Below are 20203 nucleotides of genomic sequence, written 5' to 3' on the forward strand. Positions count from 1 at the left end.
CTCATGTTGGCCAGAAAATCCGATTTGGCGAGATTGGCTCTGTCTGCTTCAAGCCTGGCGCTTTCCAGCTCGACATTTTTTTCCAGCAACACCTGATCGAGTCGTTTGCGTTCCGTCACATCGCGCGCAGCGGCAAACACGCCCTGCAACTTGCCCTCGTGGTTATAGAAGGTGGTCGCGTTGTAGGACACCGCCGTTTCCTTGCCGTTAGTGGCGCGCGCGGTGAGCTCGTAGTCGGTCACCTTTTTGTTGCTCAGCACCAGTTTGATGCCGGCCTCGGCGCGCTGCGGATCGGTAAAGTAATTCTTGAATGGCGCGCCGATCAGTTCGTCACGGGCGCAACCGGTGAGCACCCCCATCTGTTGGTTGACATCGGTAATGATGCCGGACGGGTCGGTGGTCATCAGGGCGTCGATGTTGGATTCGATCAGCGAGCGCGTGTAGTACTGCTGGTCACGCAAAGCCTGCTGGGCGGCATATTCCTCGGTGACATCGCGAAACACCAGTACGGCACCAACGACCCCGGCCTTGCGATCGCGAATCGGTGCACAACTGTCGGCGATAGCGCACTCGCTGCCATCGCGTGCAATCAAGATAGTGTGGTTGGCCAGACCCTGCACCGTGCCATGCGCCAGAGTTGCCATGACGGGGATCGTGACGTCTTGACGGCTTGACTGGTTGATGATGTGAAGTACCTCGTCCACCGGACGACCGCTGGCTTCTGCCTGGGTCCAACCGGTCAGCCGCTCGGCCAATGGATTCATCAGCGTCACATGCCCCTGGGCATCGGTCGCCAGCACGGCATCGCCGATGGAATTGAGTGTCACGGCGAGCCTTTCCTCGCTCACCTGCAAGGTATCGTTGGCTTGCTGCAGTTGCTGATTTGCCTGCTCCCGAACTTCGAGCAAATGCCGGGTTTCGAGATGCGCCAAATTCATGAGCCGCTGCTGCGCCCCCCGATAGACCAACCAGGCAAAAGCCAGCGCAAGCAGCAGCGTCAATACCGCGGCGGCGATGATGCTGATGAACAACAGGCGCAGCTTGGCCTGAAATTCTGTATCGTGCCGCATCCGCTCTTCTTCCACCACTTGGGTATAGAGCCGCATCTCGGCACGAATCGCATCCATCAAATACTTGCCTTCGCCCGCTTTGATAAGCACCAGTACGCCAAGCGTGTCATTCCTGCGCTTGGACTCAATGACTTCTGCCAAGTCAGCCATTTTGGCGGTGATCAAGGGTGCCATGGTGTCCAGGTGTTTCTGTGCAGCGGGGACGGAGTTCAATTGACGCAATGCCGTCATTTGGCCAATCAGACTGTTTTGTACATCCAAATACGGCTGCAAAAAAGCCGCGTCACCGGTCAACAGATAGCCGCGCTGACCGGTCTCTGCATCCTTCAAGGCGGACAGCAAATCGTCCGAGCGATTCAATAACGCACTGGTGTTGCCGCGTGCCATGGCGGCCTCCTCCATCTGACTGAATGCCAGGAACGACAACGTCGCCCCCAACGCCAGCAGCAGAGCGGCAGCGGATAACCAGACAACAAATTTATTCCAGACTTTCATGGACAAAAGGCCATCACGGCATCACAAAGTTGTTGAGCATTCGATTTTTCAGTGTCTTGATCGACGCAATAAACCCGCTTTTGATGCAGATTCCAAAGGCTTGCCAGATTGAATGGATGGATCAATTTTGTGAAACTGGTCTGAACTGTATAAATTTAGTTCGACCTTCTCCGTTCGCTGGCGTACATAGGCGTGCCATCAGTGCCCTGGACTTTTGGGCCTGCAGCGCTGTGATGCGGTAAACCCTGGTTTATTCAGCCACCACAAACTGCTCGGCCCGTGCCGCCAGGAGCACCTGGGGCGTCGCCACAGCCATCGAGTCGGCTGGCGTGGCGCTGGCCAGCCAGGAATTGGGTTTGGCAAACCAGGAGGCCACTTCCCAGTCGTCATACACCAGCACCAACTCGGCCAATACCGCGCCGAGACCGGGCCGAAGGGTGGTGCCGGTTGAGTTGAACTGAAACAATGGCAACCAGATCCTGGATTGCCATTCCAAGCTGATCACTTGCCGCTTGGCAATCCAGCCCGCCAATGGGGACATATCGCTGGCGCTTTGTCCGCTGAACCGGACCGCGACTTCCTGTGCTCGTGCCAGGCCACCACTGCGCCGAAAGGCGTTGAGCATGCCTACAAATTGACTGTTTTTGCGGTATTCCTGGGCCTGTAGGCTGGCAGCACTCTGCCCGTCTGGCCCAGCAACACACCGCAACGGTTGAAGCAAATTAACAGAATTGAGCATCTCAACGTTTTGCATGGCGATTCCTCAAAAGCAACAAAAGCCCGAAAGTAGCGCTTGCATGCACAAGTGGTCTGTGCGTTTGCGAACCCAGGGCAAAACAGACCAAAAACAACGCGCAGGCACACCGGTACGGGTCCTGATGCGACAGGCATTGCAATGTGGCCTAGCGTACAGACGGCAGGTGCACCTGCAAGCAACATGCGCTTTAGAAAAGTTTGCGCGGCAAGCTGACACAGGAAGCGATCATGTTCAAAATCAAGTTGTTACCCTTGGCCATGCTGGTCATGTGCCCGGCCGCCTTTGCCGCCACGCCCTTGGGTGCGGGCGGTCAGATGCAGCAAATCCCGCCCTCGCCCCAGCCGCAACCGATGGCACCCGCGCTGGAGGTCAATCCGGCCAACCAGCCTGTTGCCACACCGCAGGACAACGCCAAAATTACCGTCAACCGCATCCAGATCACCGGTGCACAGGTCTATACCGAAGCCAGCTTGCTGGCAGTCACGGGTTTCGCGACGGGAAGCAGCCTGAGCCTGACTGATTTGCAAGGCATGGCCGCCAGGATCGCCACCTATTACCGGCAAAACGGCTACTTCGTGGCCCAGGCCTACGTGCCGGCGCAAGAGATCCAGGGCGGCGTGGTGACCATCGCCGTGATCGAGGGTCACTATGGTCAGGTGTCGCTGAACAACCAGACCAATGTCTCCAACACGCTGGCCAATGGTCTGCTGAGCGGCATCAACAGCGGCGATGTGGTGGCAACGGCACCGCTCGAAAATCGGCTGTTGTTGCTGTCCGACCTGCCTGGTGTCAAGGTCAACTCGACCCTGGTGCCCGGCGCTGCTCCTGGCAGCTCCGACCTGATCGTCAACCTGACGCCGGGCAAGCGCATCAGTGGCAGCATCGATGCCGACAACGCCGGCAACCGCTACACCGGCGCCTACCGGATTGGTGCCACCGTGAACTTCAACGAACCGCTGGGCTTGGGCGATGTAGCCAGCTTGCGGGCACTCACCTCGGGCTCTGGCTTGAACTACCTGCGCGGTGCCTACCAGATGCAATTTGGCAAAGCCACTGCGGGCGTGTCTTACAGCGCCCTGCGTTATGAGCTGGGCGAGGAATTCGCCAGTCTGAATGCCAAAGGTAGCGCAGAGGTGGCCAGCCTGTATGGCAGCTACCCCTTGATTCGCTCGCGCAACAGCAATTTGTACGCTGGCCTCATCTATGACGCCAAGACCTTCCAGGACAAGAACCCGACTGATTTGGCCATGCCGGTAGCCGACAAAAAGGCGCAGGTGCTAACCGCCAGCCTGAATGGCAATCTGCATGACAGCCTTGGCGGCGGCGGCACAACGGGCTATTCGCTGGCCTGGTCAACCGGCAACATTGACCTGGAAACGCCTGAATTGCGGCTTCGCGACGTGCAGGCGCAAACCCATGGCCACTTCAACAAGCTGGGATTTGGCTTGTCACGGCTGCAGCGCGTGACCGATACCATTTCCGTGTCGGCCGCTCTCAACGGTCAATTCGCCTCGAAGAACTTGGACGTCTCCGACAAGATGGAGCTTGGCGGCATGTACGGCGTGCGCGCCTACCCCGAGGGCGAAGCCTATGCCGATCAGGGTTATGTGCTCAACCTCGAGGCCCGCTGGCAGTTGCCCAAACTCACGACCACACTGCCGGGCCAGGTGCAGCTCATCGGCTTCATCGACACCGGCAGCGTGACCATCAACAAAAATCCGTGGCCGGGCTCCGGGGACAACCGTCGTACCCTAAGCGGTGCCGGTGTGGGTGTGAATTGGTCCGAGACCAACAACTTCATGGTGCGGGCCTATTACGCCTTCAAGATCGGCGATGAAGCCGCTACCTCGGCCCCCGACAAGTCGGGTCGTTTCTGGATTCAGGCCGTCAAATATTTCTGAACTGCCTGCACCAACACGCTGACCACCCCACACATTGACATTATTGGAAACCCATCATGAACTGCTCTTACCGATCACTCTGGAATGACAGCACTGGCACCTTTGTCGCCGTGTCCGAAAACGCCCGCAGCGCTGGCAAAAAAACATCTGCTGGCATCAATGCCGCCGGCATCGACACGCGCTTCACACTGCAAGCACTGGCGGTGTCGGTCATGCTGGCGTTTGGCACCAACGCGCTGGCCCAGCCAACAGGCGGTGTGGTCGCGGCGGGTGCAGCCACCATCAGCACGGGGGCGACCAATACCACCATCAACCAGTCGACCCAGAACGCAATCATCAACTGGCAAAGTTTCAGCATCGCCAGCGGCCAGTCGGTGCAGTTCGTGCAGCCCAACAGCAGCTCGGTCGCGCTGAACCGGGTGCTGGGCTCTGACCCATCGAGCATCCTGGGCAGTCTGAGCGCCAACGGCAAGGTGTTTCTGGTCAACCCCAACGGCATCCTGTTTGGTCAAGGCGCCTCGGTCAACGTGGGCGGGTTGCTGGCTTCCACCCGCAACATCGCGGACAGCGACTTTCTGGCGGGCAACTACAAATTTTCTGGCAATGGCACGGGAACGGTGCTGAACCAGGGCAGCCTCAACGCCGACGGCGGTTCTGTGGCGCTGCTGGGTGCCAACGTCAGCAACGAAGGCGTCATTTCAGCCCAACTCGGCAGCGTGGTGCTGGCCGCAGGCAATGTCATGACGATGGACGTGGCGGGTGACGGCCTGCTCAATGTCGCCGTCAACGAAGGCGCGGTCAATGCGCTGGTGCACAACGGCGGCCTGATCCGGGCTGACGGCGGCCAGGTCTTGCTCACCGCAAAGTCGGCCGGCAGCCTGTTGCAAAGCGCGGTCAACAACACCGGCGTGATCCAGGCGCAGACGCTGGTCACCGGTGAAAAAGGCAGCATCATGCTGATGGGCGACATGCAAAGCGGTACCGTGAATGTGGGCGGCACACTGGATGCCTCGGCGCCAAATGGCGGCGATGGCGGCTTTATTGAAACCTCGGCGGCGCATGTGAAGGTCGCGAACGACGCCAGGATCACCACCCTGGCGAGTGCCGGGAAAACCGGACTCTGGTTGATTGACCCGTTTGACTATACGGTCGCAGCGGGGGGCGGGGACATCACGGGCGCAGCACTTGGCACCAACCTGGATTTAACGAACGTTACCCTCGAAAGCAACTCGGGCGGCGCCGGCACGGCTGGCAATGTCAACGTCAACGACGCCGTGTCCTGGACCGGAACGACGACCCTGACCATGAATGCCGTCAACGACGTCAACATCAATGAGGCCATTTCAGGCATCAACGGCAGTGTGACAGCCAACGCCGGGAACAATGTCAACGTCGCCGCAGCCACGAAAACAACCACGGGTATGCTCAACTTTACGGCGGTCAACGATGTCGCCATCTCGGCGGCGACCACTGTAGTCACCGGCAACATCACTGCAGCTGCGGGTCGCAATGTGACGGTGAGTGCCGCCTCGACGGTCACCACGGGCGACATGATTTTCCGCGCTGACAACGACGGCACCGGTCCGGGCGTCGCGGCGGGCACCGTGGCCATCACCTGCGGCAGCAATTGCCTGACCATCACAACGGGCAACCTTAGCATTCGCTTCAACCCGGCGAGCTACGCCACCACGGGCGCCGAGATCATCGCGTACGACGCAAACCTGACCGGCGCTGGCGTTTTGGATGCCAAGGCCTGGGTATTCGGCCAGGGCGACAACAAGATGTACGACAACACAACCGCCGCCAACGTCAGCGGCCTGCGACCTGATGTCGGCGGCGTCGCCCCGCCCGTCGTGCTGGGCGCGGTCAGCAATGCAAATTTTGACACCGAGCATGTCGGCATCAACAAGCCGATCACCTACAACAGCACCTTTAGCGACGCTGTGTATGCGCTCTTCGCCCCCATCACGTTTGCGCCTGGAACTTACCTGGCACGTGGCAACATCACCGTCAGGCCACTGACGGTCAATGCCGTCACCGATACCCGCGTCTACAACGGCACCACCAGTTCAGTGGGCACCCCGACCGTGGTTGACCTGCAACCGGGCGACACATTGAATGGCACGCTGACGCAAAACTATGCCAGCAAGAACGTCATGGGCGCCGGTCTCAGCACCCTGGTTGCCAACGGCCCCTACACCGTGGCTGACGGCAATGGCGGCAACAACTACACCGTGACCGTTAACACCGCACCCGGCACCATCACGCCGCTGGCGCTGGTTGGCAGCATCACGGCAAACAACAAGATGTATGACGCCAACAACTCTGCCGTGATTGCGAGCCGGACGCTGGCCACACCCATTGCCGGCGACGCAGTGAGCTACGTCGGCGGTACCGCGCTGTTCAGCGACAAGGACGTGGCCAACGGCAAGACCGTTACCGGCACCGGCCTGAGCCTGGCGGGCGCCGATGCGGGCAATTACACGGTCAATACGACCGCCGTCACAACAGCCAACATCACACCTGCACCGCTGACGATCACCGCCAACGACGCCACCAAGGTCTACGGCCAGACCGCCACGCTGGCGCCAACCGCCTTCACCACGACGCCTCTGGTCGCCGGTGAAACGGTGGGCACGGTCACCGAGCTCAGCCCTGGCACGGTAGCCACCGCGCCGGTCGCTGGCAGTCCCTATGCCATCACGCCCAGTGCAGCCACCGGCGGCACATTCACGGCCACCAACTACACCATCAACTATGTTGACGGCAACCTGGCCGTGACCCCGGCGCCGCTGGTCTTGACGGCCAATGACGCCACCAAGGTCTACGGCACAACCTTCACGCCAGCCGGTACGGCCTTCACCCAGACCGGCCTGCTCAATAGCGACACGGTCACCAGTGTGGTCGAGACCACCACTGGCTCGCCACCGACCGCCAGCGTGGCGGGCAGCCCCTATCCGATCGTGATCACCCCCGGTAGCTCGACCGGTACGTTTACCCCAACCAACTATGTCATTACCTATGTCGACGGCAGGCTCACCGTGACCCCGGTGCCGCTGATCGTGACCGCCAACGATGCCTCCAAAACCTACGGCCAAACACTGGTGCTGCCGGACACCGCCTTCACCACCACGGGTTTGGTCAACGGGGACACCGTGACCAGCGTACCTGAAACCAGTGCCGGCACGGTAGCCAGCGCCGCCGTGGTGGGTAGCCCCTATGCTATTACCCCGGGCACAGCCACAGGCACTTACGATGCGAGCAATTACACCGTGAGCTATGTCGATGGCAAGCTGTATGTGCTGCCGGTTGTCGTGGTTGTGCCACCTGATGCACTGGCCCTGCCCGACACACCGCTCGCATTGCCAATCGTGAATTCGCCGGTCGGGCCGAGTGCCTGGCCGCCGGGGGTCGTCTTGCCGCTGATCCCGCCGCAACTGCAGACCCTCGCACCGCCGGTGGTGCTGGCGCCCGTGCCGGTCGTGCCACCCCCAGTGGTGGTGCCCCAGCAAGAACGGGTTGAGCCGATGGTGCAACCTGAGCCGCAACCCTATGTGGCACCCGTTCGCCCGCGCAAACAAGACCGTAACTGATGGCCACGACAAGCACTGGCTTGCCGCTGCCAAGGTGCAATTGATTGCCTCCACCATGACCAGGCAGCTGTGTCTTGGCTTGATGATCATCGGCACCGGTCTCGGCCCGGCAATGGCTTCCGATAGACCGGCGAAGCAAGTCATTACTGGCGCGCAATTTGAGCGAGAAATCGCCTCAGTGGATGCCCGGTATGTTGCGGACTGGGCGCTTCATTCGGGCAACAACGGCGGCTTGCCGTTCATCATTCTCGACAAAAAAGCTGCCAAGGTTTTTGTCTTCAATAGCGATGGCAAACTGCGCGGTGCCGCACCAGTCTTGCTTGGTTTTGCCGTTGGTGATGATTCCGTGCCCGGTATCGGTGAAAAGAAGCTCGCTGATATCCAGCCCGAAGAGCGCACCACACCGGCGGGTCGTTTTGTGGCTTCGCTGGACCGCAATTTGAAGGGCGGCCAGATTCTTTGGGTTGACTACGACGCAGCCATCTCTTTGCATCCGGTCATTACCAGCAACGCCCAAGAGCGCCGGGCCCAACGTCTGGCTTCTCCGTCGCCACTGGACAACCGCATTTCTTACGGCTGCATCAATGTACCGGTGGATTTTTTCAAGAATGTCGTGCGCCCGGTCTTTGCCGGCAGCAATGGCATTGTTTACGTGCTACCAGAAACCCGTTCTGTCAAATTATTTTTTAGCACGCAAAGTGTTGCCAGCCGGGGGCAATGACAGCCCCAGTTTTTCGTTATGTGGGTTGGCACACAGACACCTCCCTGCCGCTTCTCGATACTGAAACCTGCAATGCAGCTAGCCCGCGCGGTGGTGCAAAGCAACAGTGCCAATATCAACCCTAAGTTGACTTGGCCATCAAAAGTTTTCGCATCAACTCAAGAGGTAAGCAAATGAAAAACATCGAGGCTAATTTCAGGCTGACGCCATGGCTCATGGCAACAGCGCTGAGCGTCGTTCTGGCCGCTTGCGGCGGTGGCGGGCAATCGCCCATTCTGGGGTCTGGCTTCATCGCGTCTGTCGTCGTTTTGCCACCCACGGTCACGGTCGTCACACCGTTCGCCGGCGCCCTCAACGTGGCGCCCAATACCAAAACCATCACTGCTGCCTTCAGCAAAGCGATGGATCCCGCCACGCTCACGCCTGCCAGTTTTACCCTGGCTTGCCCTGCAGCGACGCCCATTACCGGTGGCACTGTCAGTTACCTGGCTGACAGCAAGCTTGCCACGCTCAGCCTGCCAGCGGTGCTGCCCGGCGCGACCGTTTGTACCGCCAGGGTGACGACAGCGGCCAAAGACAGCACCGGCTTGAATCTGGTCAGTGACTATGTCTGGCAATTCACCACCAGCGCAACCACCGACGTGACGGCTCCCACCGTGACATTGGTCAACCCCCTCGATGCAGCCACGGGTGTTGCCACCAACACGGCGGTCAAAGCCACCTTCAGTGAAGCAATGAACCCCAACACCATCACTGCGGACAATTTCACGCTCTTTCAAGGTGCAAACCGCGTTGCCGGAACCGTCAGCATCAACCCTCTGAACACCATCGCCACATTTACGCCCAATGCCATTCTGGCCACCGACACCACTTACACCGCGACCATTGTCTCTGGTGCCACGGGTGTCACAGATCAGGCAGGCAACGTTCTCTCACCCAGCGACAAGATATGGTCTTTCAAAACTGCGGCCACTGCCACGACGCAGCCCCTGGTGGTGCTGAACATGGCTGAGCCCTTTGGCACCTTCGGCGGAACCGCCGGCATGACCAACATGGGCACACTGACCATCATCAACGGCGACATTGGCACCATTGCCACAGGCACCTCCATGATCACGGGCTTTCATGAAACCATAGCCTACGGTGATGACATCTACACCGAAACGACCCTCAATAGTGGTGCTGTTAATGGCAAAATTTACACATGCACCAATTCCATCACGGGCGCTAATTCTGCCAGTCCAAGTGCGCCCGAGTGCGCTGTGGCGACCCAGGCCCGCCTGGATGCCCAAACCGCCTACCTGGCGCTGGCGGCCAAGCCCGTGGGCGGCGCCAGTCCGGCACCCGGCGCCAATCTGGCAGGTGTCACACTGCTGCCAGGCACTTACAAGGCGCCTGACGGTTCCTACCTGATCGAAGGCGGTGACTTGACGCTCGATGCGCAGGGTGATGCCAATGCCACCTGGGTGTTCCAGATGGCCAGCACATTGACCGTCGGCGGCCCCGGTGCTGCCGCGCCACAAAGCATCATCCTGGCCGGTGGTGCACTGGCCAAGAACGTGTTCTGGCAAGTGGGTTCTGCTGCCACCATCAACGCAGCCGGTGGCGGCACCATGGTCGGCACCATCATTGCGCAAGAAGGCGTTACCTTTTCAACCGCTGACAACGTGAGCATCGTGACACTGAACGGTCGGGCACTCTCCCTGGGCGCTTCGGTCACGATGGTCAACACGGTCGTCAACGTGCCAGCCCAATAATCAGGAGAAAACCATGACACTCACATCAAGCAAATTTGTCAGCACCACGGGCAAGCTCAGCCTGCTGACACTCGCCCTCATGGCCGCACCTTTTGCCATGGCGCAAGACGCCGGCTGGTATGGCGGCGCCAATATCGGGCAGTCCATTGCCACCATTGACGAAGCCAGAATCACCAGCGGCCTGCTGGGCAGCGGCCTGGTGGCAGGTCCTTTCAGCAACACTGACGACGACCTGGGCTTCAAGATTTTTGGCGGTTACCAGTACAACAAATATTTTTCGGTAGAAGCGGGTTATTTTGACCTCGGGCAGTTTGGCTTCAAAACCAGCACCACCCCTGCTGGCACCCTGAGCGGCGACATCCGCATCAAAGGGCTGAACCTTGACCTGGTGGGAACACTCCCCATCACGGAAAAGTTTTCTGCCTTTGGCCGCATTGGCGCCGCCTACGCCCGGACTGAAGACCGTTTTGCCGGCACCGGTGCGGTCAACGTGCTCAACCCCAATCCGAGTGCGCGCGACACCAACCTCAAGGTCGGATTAGGCGTGCAATACGCCATGACCGACGCCCTCAGCCTGCGCGCCGAAATCGAACGCTACCGCATCAACGATGCCGTCGGCAACAAGGGCGATGTCGATATGGCGTCCATCGGTCTGGTTTATCGCTTTGGTGGCAAGACGCCAACCCCGGTGGCACAGACCTACACACCGGCGCCCGTGGTGATTGCCCAGGCGCCACAGCCCGTTTTCGTGGCGCCACCTCCGGCGCCACCACCGCCCCCGCGCGTCCCGCAAAAAGTCAGCTTGTCAGCCGACGCCCTGTTTGACTTTGACCGCTCGGTTGTCAAACCAGGCGGTCGCGGAGAGCTTGACAGGCTGGCGACTGATTTGCGCGGGCTTGACTTTGACGTGATCAACGTCACCGGCCACACTGACCGCATCGGCCGACAAGCCTATAACCAGAAGCTGTCAACCCAGCGCGCCGAAGCGGTCAGCACTTACCTTGTGAACTCGGCAGGCATTCCAGCCAGCAAAATCAATGCCAGAGGTGTCAATGGTTCCGATCCGGTGACCAAGCCGGGTGATTGCGTGGGCACCAAAGTCACCCCTGCCCTGATCGCCTGTCTGCAGCCCGACCGCCGGGTGGACATCGAAGTCACCGGTCAACGTTAACCTTGGGCCCGCACGGCAATTGCGCGGTGCGGGCATGGGACTCTTTTATGCACCGCCCAACAACCACTCCACGCCATTCATGGTGCACTGCCTCACGCAGCGATGCAAACAAGTCTTCCGGGACCGATTTATTGGTGCTGGGTAAGCACTTGAGTGCCTGTCCACAAATGCATCGCCACCTGATGACGCTGCATGGTGTGGCGGCATCCATCCACGGCTTTGTCGCCACACGCTTTGTGACCACCCTGGTGGTCATGGCGCTGCTGTTTGGCTTTGGCTATTGGGTGCTGTAGTACGCATGGAACACCCAAGCCTGCAAGGGCTGATTCCGGACAAAACAGCCGTTTTTTATCAACTTCTCGACAGTGCGCGTGGTGCCGTCGAGCCTCCCATTCGTTCCGAAATTTTCGGGCCCAAGCGTTTTGCACAGCATGGCCGCAGTTTGGGACAAACACATCGGGCCACGCAGTCAACCGGGCGTTCAGCCCATTTCTTTCCACGCATCAAGAGCAACCTCATTGCCTTGCGCGAAGCACACCATTTCATCGGTGTCCAGGCCAGCACGGGGTATGACATCAGTCCGGCGGCAGAATGGTTGCTGGACAACTTTCACCTGATCGAAGCCCAACTCACCGAAATCAACGCCGGATTGCCGCGCAGCTATTTTCTGACACTGCCCAAATTGCTGGACGAACCGCTGGCCGGTTTGCCCCGCGTGTACGGTGTGGCATGGGCCTTTGTGGCACACACCGACGGCGCATTTGACGAGGCCATGCTGGTGGAGTTCCTGTGCGCTTACCAGCAGACGCGTGAACTCAACTTGAGCGAGATGTGGGCCCTGCCGACCACCTTGCGGGTGGTATTGATTGAGAGCCTGCGTCGCCTGGCCGAACGCGTCGCGACCAACAAGGCCGCGCGTGAAGCAGCCAACCTGTGCTTTGACAACATTGACAGCTACACGCCGGACACGCTCAACGACCTGCTGGGCCTGCTCAACGGGCGTGGCGTTGGGCGGGTCTTTCTGGTGCAACTGGCGCAACGTCTGAACGACCTCCACCCGGTGGACCCGAACGCTGAACAGGATGAGTTTCAGGGCTGGTTGCGCAACGCCCTGCCCGACCTTGCCGCCGCACAACTGCAGCAGGGAGCCGACCAGGCGGCTGACAACCTGAGCATGCGCAACGCCATCACCTCCCTGCGGGCCATTGGCGACGCTGACTGGCCAGACATCATTACGCGCACCAGTGTATTGATGCAGTTGATGCTGGGTTCACCCGTTTTTGAAGCAGAAGACAACGCCACGCGGGACCAGACCCTGCATGCGATCGAGCGCCTGGCCAAACGAAGCCGTCAGTCTGAACTCTCGGTGGCGCACAATTTGCTGGCACTGATGAATGCGCCGGCAGACACCCATGGCGGCCAGTCAGTGGCGGCACACTGGTTGCGCGGACCCGGCCAGCCAGCACTGTGGCGGGCACTGGGTTTGCATGCACCCGCTGCCATCGCCTGGCGATTTCTTGCCCGGCGCTTGGTATTGCCCGGCTACCTTGGCATTCTCTTTGTCACCCTGGGTTTCTTGCTCTGGCTCATGCTGCGCCACAGCACGGCAGATTCAGTCGGTTTGACCCTGCTGGTCATGTCGCTGGCGCTGTTTCCGGCCTCCGAGGCCGTGGTGGCCGTGATCCACCGATTGATCAGCGAATCGGTTCGACCGAAGCACTTGCCACGTCTGGCACTGGTTCACGGCATTCCACCCGAACACCGGGTGATGGTGGTGATTCCCGGCATGCTGACCAGTGCGGCAGCCACCCTGGCGTTGGTGAATCGCCTGCAACTGCACTACCTGGCCAACCCGGAACCGCACGCCCAGTTTGCCCTTCTGAGTGATTGGGCCGACGCCGACTCGGCGCAGCTTGAAACCGACAGCGCTTTGCTGGAAAACGCCATGCAGGGCGTGCGAGACCTGAACCTGAAGTACCCCAGACGCGCCGACGAGGCCAGCCAGGCACCGCGCTTCATTGTGTTGCACCGAATGCGGCATTTCAGCGAATCCGAGCAGCGCTGGATAGGCTGGGAGCGCAAGCGTGGCAAGCTGGAACTGCTGGTCACGGCGCTGGCGCAACGCAACGGCAGCGCATTTCTGGATTTGGGTGCAGCGTCCCGCATCGAACCGGGCACACCCTACATCGTCACCCTGGACAGCGACACCCAACTGCCGCCTGGGCGCCTGCGTGAACTGGTGGGTGTCGCCGCGCACCCGCACAACCAACCGCAACTGGATGCCAGTGGCCAGAAGATTGTCAGCGGCTATGGCATCCTGCAACCCCGGGTGGCCATGCCGTTGCCAGCGGTGAAGGAATTCACGCTCTACCACTGGTTGTTTGCCGGCCAATGCGGCATCGACCCCTACAGCGCCGCCAGCTCCGAGATTTATCAGGATCTGTTTTCCGAGGGAACATTCACCGGCAAGGGGCTGCTCAACGTGCGCGCCATGCATGCCGTGCTCACCAACCGTTTGCCGCAAGACCAGGTCCTGAGTCATGATTTGCTGGAAGGCGCCATGGCGCGCTGCGCCGCGATCAGCGACATCGCGGTGCTTGAGGACGCGCCTTTTCATTCAGACGTGGCCGCCTCCCGGGTGCACCGCTGGACCCGTGGCGACTGGCAACTGCTGCCGTTTTTACTCAAACCCAGGCGCTACCACCTGAGCGCCATCAACTTGTGGAAATTGACTGACAACCTGCGCCGTTCCCTGGTGGCCCCCATCTCTTTGGCCTTGTTGCTGGCCACCTTGTCTGGCCTGGCGATGTCGCCCTGGGTGGCACTGGCTCTGGTCATGGCTGCCTTTACCGCCGGGCCGGTGATGGGTGCCGTGGCCGGGTTGTCGCCCAGCCATGGCGATATTGCCAAGGGGCATTTTTACCGTGCTGCCTTGCTTGATCTGGCGCGCGCGCTGCTGGGCGGTCTGTGGCTGTTGGCGCAGCTATTGCAACATTCCTTGCTGGCCCTTGATGCCATTGGCCGCGCGCTCTACCGCATAGGCGTGAGCCACCGCCACCTGTTGCAGTGGACCACCGCAGAAACGGCCCAGGCACAAGCCAGCACAGACCTGCGCGGCATCTTGCGCCAGCACCGCGCCGAGCCCATCGTCGCCGTGTCTCTGCTGGCTGTCCTGCTCTGGGCTGGCACACCCACACCCGCACTGGCCATCGCGCTGTGCCTGCTGTGGGCCGCCTCGCCGTTGTGGACGTGGTGGGTCAGCCGCACCCATGCCGTCGACGAAGAAACGAAACTGCCTGCCACCGAGCGGGTTTACCTGACAGGCATTGCGCGCGATACCTGGCGATTTTTTGAACGCTGCGTGGGGCCCGATGACCGCCACCTGCCACCCGACAACCTGCAGTCCACGCCCCACGACATGGTGGCCCACCGGACCTCGCCCACCAACATCGGTCTGTATTTGCTCAGTGTCGCCTGCGCACGGCAGTTTGGCTGGATCGGCACCCAGGATCTGCTGGCCAGGCTGGAAGCCACGCTCAACTCACTGGGCACGCTGCAACGCCATCGCGGCCACTTCATGAATTGGTACGACACGCAGAGCGGCGAGGCATTGCTGCCCATGTATGTGTCAACGGTTGACAGCGGCAACCTCAGCGGGCACTTGCTGGCGGTGGCTCAGGCCTGCCGGGAATTGGCGCTGTCCCCCTTTGACGGCGCCGGCCAGCTGGCCATCGGGGCGGCCAAAGCGCGGCTTCAACCCCTTCTGGCACGCCGCAATGCACTTTCAATGCCTGAGCGCGCGCAAGTCAAGTGGCTGTTGGCAGACCTGCGTGCCAGCTTGGTTTCCAACCGCCTGGACACCCTGGCGCAGTCAGACCTGCCGCCTGCCCTGCCCGCAGCAAGTCAACGCCTGCAAACCCTGGCCAATGCCCTGGAGCAATTGGCCTGGCAGCCTGACTTCCGCTTTTTGTACAGCCGCAGGCGCCATCTTTTCCACATTGGTTACCGCGTGGCTGAGCACCAGCGCGATGCCGGCTTTTATGACTTGCTGGCCTCGGAGTCGCGCCTCACCAGCCTGCTGGCCATCGCCAAGGGCGATGTACCGGTGCGCCACTGGCCTGCGCTGGGCCGGCAATTCTTTGCGGTGGGCACCCGCGCCGGGCTGCGCTCATGGACCGGCTCCATGTTTGAATACCTGATGCCCGGCGTGGTGCTGGACGAGCCCTACGGCAGCGTGCTGCATGAAGCCAGCCAGGCGGCGCTGCGTGAGCAAATGGCGTTTGCCAAAGCCCTGGGTGTGCCTTGGGGCATTTCCGAGTCCGCGTACGCCGCAAGCGATTTCACCCTGGCTTACCAGTACGCACCGCATGGTGTGCCAAGGCTGGCGTTGCGCCGCACACCCCCTGATGAGCTGGTGGTGGCACCTTACGCCACCGCGCTGGTGGCACAAATTGCGCCGCACTGCGCCTGCCTGAACTTCAAGGTTTTACAAGAGCTCGGCGCCCGTGGCCGCTACGGTTTTATCGAAGCATTGGACTACTCTGCGGCTGGCCGCACCGGCAACGAATCTTTCACGCCGGTGGACACCGTCATGGCGCATCACCAGGGCATGAGCATTGTGGCGCTGGCCAATTTGCTTCTGGACGGCGCAGCGCTGCGCTGGGGCATGGCCAATGCGCATGTGCAGGCGGTGTCTTCCTTGCTGCATGAACGGGTGCCGCGTGAGATACCGGTGCTGCGGGCTTTGCCATCGCCACTTCACCCCCCCAACCAAAGGCGACGCGCTCCCGGATTGTTTCGTGAAGTACTGCCAGGCAACAACGCCATTGAGCCCTCGCACATCCTGTCCAACGGGCGCTACAGCGTGCTGCTGCGCGCCAATGGGGCCGGTTTGAGCCGCTGGGATCAGACCGGCATGACCCGCTGGCGCGATGATGCGCTACGCGACGCGCATGGCAGCTTTTTCTTTGTCAAATGGGACGGGCAAACCCAGCCGTGCTCGGTCACCCAGCACCCCGCACCTGACCCGCAAGCGCTTTACCAAAGTGTGTTTCATGCCGACCGGGTAAGTTTTGATGCGCAGTGGAGCGGCCTGCAGGCGCACACCACGGTCTGGGTCAGCCCGGAGGATGACATTGAATTCAGACAGGTGGAACTCCGCAACCTGAGTGAGCGCACGCTGAATATTGAACTGACATCGGCCTTTGAGGTCACGCTGTCAGACCCCCGTGCCGACGAGGCCCACCCGGCGTTTACCAACCTGTTCATCACGGCCCAATGGCTGGCATCGCAACAGGCGCTGCTGTTTGAGCGAAAGCCCCGTCTGCCCAGCGAACAGGGCCTGAAAGTGGCGCACTTTCTGACCGACATGAGCATGCCCGTGGGCAATATCCGCCTGACCACGGATCGCCAGCGCTGGCAGGGGCGCAACCAGGCTGCCAGCCACCTGGTGGCCGGTTTGGACCCCGCGCCAGAGGCCCAGGATGATCTGCCCGTGGCGCTTGATACCGGGCTGGACCCGGTCTGCGCCCTGGCCGTCACGCTGCGCATTGCACCGGGTGCCAAAGCCCGCCTGACCTTTGCCACCACGGCCTCGCTGAACACGCAAACCCTGCGCGCCGTTATCGACAAATACCGCCTGACCAGCAATGTACAACGGGCATCGTTGATGTCCGCCACCATGACCAGCATCCGGCTGAGGGCGCTGCGCATCACGGCCGAGAATTTTGCCGCCATGCAAACCCTCAGCACCACCCTGGCGCTGAGCCTCACCAGGGTGCAAGCCCGGGCCGTGCGCCCCAAAAGCGCCGCTACCGAGGTGTGTGACCGCCGCTTGCTGTGGCGCTTCGGCATCTCAGGCGACCGCCCGATCATTCTGGTATTGGCCGGCGTGACCCAGGGCCTGGGCTTGCTGCGCTCACTCTCGCAGGCCTTGAACCTGTGGGCCTGGAGCCGACAGGCCTGTGATCTGGTGGTGGTGAACGCCGAGCCCGCGTCTTACCTGATGCCGCTGCAACGGGAGATTGCCGCGCTGCGTGACCGCCACAGTGCCGACTGCGACGCCAACGGTGGTCAGGCCAGCACCGGCTTTCACCTGATCCCTGCCAATGAGCTGTCACACGCTGAGCTGGGCACCCTGCACAGCCTGGCCCGCGTGTTGCTGCACGCCGATGGTCGTCCCCTGGCCTTTCATGTGCAGGAGCTCAACCATCGGCACGAACTGGTTCGGGCACTGCGGTTTGACACTTCCACCAGCGCACTTGAGATGGCCCCCAGCGGCGCTGTTGACACCCCATCGCAGGGCAGGTTTGTTGCAGCAACGGGTGAGTTCGCCTTTGCCGTGAGCGCCACCCAGCGGCCGCCACGACCCTGGATCAACGTGCTGGCCAACCCTGGCTTTGGCGCCCAGATTTCAGAGGCAGGCGGCGGCTACACCTGGGCCGTCAACAGCCGCCTGAACCAGCTCACCGCCTGGTCAAATGACCCCGTGGGCGATCCGGCGTCAGAATGGTTTTTGCTGCAGAACACCAAAACCAGCGAAGTCTGGCGCCTGTCGCCTTCAGCGGGCGTGGACGAAGGCATCACCTTCCAGGTGTCCCACGGCCAGGGCGCAAGCGCCATCAGCCACCGCCGGGGTGAGCTGGAGGTGTCGCTGAGCTGGTGTGTGGATGCGCAGTCCAGCGTCAAACAGATCCACGTCACGCTGCTCAACCGCGGCCACAAGACCCAACATCTGCGCTTGATTGGCATGGTGGAGTGGCTGATGGGTGCCAACCGCAGTGACCGCGGCACCGTGCGCACCGCCTCGTTTCATCAGCGCCTGCCCGCCCATGCGCAGAAACTGACCGCCATGCTGAGCACCCAGCGCGATGCCGCCGCCGGCTTTGGAGGTGGCACCGCTTTCTTTGGCATGGCCAGTGACACCGATGATGCCGAGGACTGGAGCTGTGACCGCCGCGAATTTTTTGATGCCCGCGGGCGTCTGGTCATCCCGGACTATTTTGGCCAGCGCAGTGGTGACGGGCTTGACCCCTGCGCCGCGCTGTCTACACACATCATTCTGGACAGCGGCAGCAAGGTCACGCGGACCTTCTTGATGGGCTACGCAGAAAGTCCTGATGCGGCGCGCCAACTGGCCACGCTGGCGACTCAGGCATCGGCCAAGCAGCGCCTTGATGACGTGACTGACAGCTGGCACCGCTTGTTGGGCAGCACCACGGTGACCACACCTGACCCCTTGTTTGACGCAATGGTGAACCACTGGCTGCTGTACCAGGCGGTGTCATGCCGCTTGTGGGCCAAAGCCGGTTTTTACCAGGCGGGTGGTGCCACCGGATTTCGTGACCAGTTGCAGGACGCGATGGCGCTGGCCTGGGCCGCGCCCGAGATGCTGCGCGCACAAATCATCCTGAACGCCTCGCGCCAGTTCGTCCAGGGCGATGTGCAGCATTGGTGGCACGAACCCCTGGGTAATGGGGTGCGCACCCATTTTTCTGACGACCTGCTTTGGCTGGCGCATGCCTGCGTGTTTTACCTGCAGGCCACCGGCGATACCGCACTGCTTGATGTTCAGGTGCCGTTTTTGGACGGCATGGCGATTCCCGCCGGCGCGGAGGATGCGTACTTTGCACCCACCGTGAGTGCCGAGCAGGCCTCGGTTTTTGAGCATGCGGCCCGGGCGATCGACCGCAGCCTGGCCGTGGGCGCGCATGGTTTGCCGCTGATGGGCAGTGGCGACTGGAATGACGGCATGAACCGGGTCGGCATCGAGGGCCTTGGTGAATCCGTTTGGCTGGGCTGGTTTTTGTGCCAATTGGTGGCAGACTTTGCCCCGCTGGCGCAGCAGCGTGGTGACAAGCAACGCGCCCTGCGCTGGGAGCAGGCCGCACTGGGCTGGCGCAGCGCCTTGAATGGCACCGCCTGGGATGGCCAATGGTTCAAACGCGCATTTTTTGACAATGGCCAGGCACTTGGCGCCAAAGACAACCCGGAAGCCCGAATTGACCTGATTGCGCAAGCCTGGTCGGTGTTGTCCCATGCGGCGCCCCTGGACCGACAGCAGATGGCAATGGCCGCCGTGCAAGCGCATCTGGTTGACGCCAACGCCGGCCTGATCAAACTGCTGGACCCACCCCTCGTCAATGCCGTGCCCAGCGCCGGCTACATCCAGGCCTACCCACCGGGCGTGCGTGAAAACGGCGGCCAGTATTCGCATGCGGGCGTTTGGGCGCTGATGGCGCAAGCCCAACTCGCAGCCCAAGATCCGGACTCAAGCCAGGCGGGTGACCTGGCCTATCGCTACTTCACCTACCTCAGTCCGGCACACCGCGCCAGTCACCCCGCACGCGGCCCGGCCTATGGGCTGGAGCCCTACGTGATGGCGGGCGACGTGTACAGCCAGGCACCCTACGTGGGGCGCGGCGGCTGGAGTTGGTACACCGGAGCCGCCGCCTGGCTGCACCGCGCCGCCATCGAGTCACTGTTTGGCTTGAGTCAGCGCGCCCAAACCCTCAGCTTCACGCCCTGCCTGCCCTCGCACTGGCCCAAAGCCGAGTTGACGCTGGTGCGCGGGCAGCGCAGCATGCGCTTCATCCTGGTCCGTGCCAGTGCGGCCGACGCGCTGCAAGCCGCAGCCGTGCCGGGCGCGCAATTACTGCAAGCCGGCGAAGCCCTGCATTGGCTTGAGTTGACCGGATCCAGTTGTTTTGTGATTCCACTGCAACAAGACACAAAGCCAC

At 61.4% G+C, this 20203-nt stretch carries 9 protein-coding genes; 7 read left to right on the top strand and 2 right to left on the bottom strand.

Going from position 1 to position 20203, the window contains the following annotated elements; genetic code table 11:
- Together NDI87_RS09565 and NDI87_RS09570 are read right to left on the bottom strand one after the other, a co-directional pair.
- On the bottom strand, positions 1-1565 hold a 1565-nt coding region (locus NDI87_RS09565; RefSeq protein WP_296274980.1), incomplete at its 3' end, for a PAS domain S-box protein.
- Positions 1566-1815: 250 nt separating this feature from the next.
- Positions 1816-2190, bottom strand: coding sequence for a hypothetical protein (locus NDI87_RS09570; RefSeq protein WP_296274981.1), 375 nt, complete (start codon positions 2188-2190; stop codon positions 1816-1818).
- A 359-nt stretch (positions 2191-2549) separates the two neighbouring features.
- Here NDI87_RS09570 and NDI87_RS09575 point away from each other — a divergent pair, with 359 nt between their 5' ends.
- From NDI87_RS09575 to NDI87_RS09605, 7 genes are all read left to right on the top strand, one after another.
- Positions 2550-4223 carry a ShlB/FhaC/HecB family hemolysin secretion/activation protein gene (locus NDI87_RS09575; RefSeq protein WP_296274982.1) on the top strand — a complete coding sequence of 558 codons (1674 nt, stop codon included), beginning with the start codon at positions 2550-2552 and terminating at the stop codon, positions 4221-4223.
- A 56-nt stretch (positions 4224-4279) separates the two neighbouring features.
- Positions 4280-7816, top strand: coding sequence for an MBG domain-containing protein (locus NDI87_RS09580; RefSeq protein ID WP_296274983.1), 3537 nt, complete (start codon positions 4280-4282; stop codon positions 7814-7816).
- Entirely contained in the window at positions 7776-8537 is a 762-nt protein-coding gene (locus NDI87_RS09585; protein ID WP_296274984.1) for a hypothetical protein, read from the top strand. Before NDI87_RS09580 ends, NDI87_RS09585 begins: the two co-directional genes overlap by 41 nt.
- A 173-nt stretch (positions 8538-8710) precedes the next feature.
- Complete coding sequence (locus NDI87_RS09590) at positions 8711-10294, top strand: ice-binding family protein (RefSeq protein WP_296274985.1); 1584 nt, start codon at positions 8711-8713, stop codon at positions 10292-10294.
- Positions 10295-10307: 13 nt separating this feature from the next.
- Positions 10308-11465 (top strand): outer membrane beta-barrel protein, encoded by a 1158-nt coding sequence (locus NDI87_RS09595; protein WP_296274986.1) that lies wholly within the window; start codon positions 10308-10310, stop codon positions 11463-11465.
- A gap of 167 nt (positions 11466-11632) precedes the next feature.
- Positions 11633-11758, top strand: a complete 126-nt coding sequence (locus tag NDI87_RS09600) for a hypothetical protein (RefSeq protein ID WP_296274987.1) — start codon at positions 11633-11635, stop codon at positions 11756-11758.
- 5 nt (positions 11759-11763) lie between these two features.
- On the top strand, positions 11764-20203 hold an 8440-nt coding region (locus NDI87_RS09605), incomplete at its 3' end, for a glucoamylase family protein (protein ID WP_296274988.1).

Source organism: Rhodoferax sp. (assembly GCF_023701345.1).
Taxonomy (GTDB): Bacteria; Pseudomonadota; Gammaproteobacteria; order Burkholderiales; family Burkholderiaceae_C; genus Rhodoferax.

What these genes read in the sequence shown, in the direction of transcription:
- NDI87_RS09570 (WP_296274981.1), bottom strand. Translation starts at nt 2,190, where the DNA reads ATGCTCAACGCCTTTCGGCGCAGTGGTGGCCTGGCACGAGCACAGGAA.
- NDI87_RS09575 (WP_296274982.1), top strand. Translation starts at nt 2,550, where the DNA reads ATGTTCAAAATCAAGTTGTTACCCTTGGCCATGCTGGTCATGTGCCCG.
- NDI87_RS09580 (WP_296274983.1), top strand. Translation starts at nt 4,280, where the DNA reads ATGAACTGCTCTTACCGATCACTCTGGAATGACAGCACTGGCACCTTT.
- NDI87_RS09585 (WP_296274984.1), top strand. Translation starts at nt 7,776, where the DNA reads ATGTGGCACCCGTTCGCCCGCGCAAACAAGACCGTAACTGATGGCCAC.
- NDI87_RS09590 (WP_296274985.1), top strand. Translation starts at nt 8,711, where the DNA reads ATGAAAAACATCGAGGCTAATTTCAGGCTGACGCCATGGCTCATGGCA.
- NDI87_RS09595 (WP_296274986.1), top strand. Translation starts at nt 10,308, where the DNA reads ATGACACTCACATCAAGCAAATTTGTCAGCACCACGGGCAAGCTCAGC.
- NDI87_RS09600 (WP_296274987.1), top strand. Translation starts at nt 11,633, where the DNA reads ATGCATCGCCACCTGATGACGCTGCATGGTGTGGCGGCATCCATCCAC.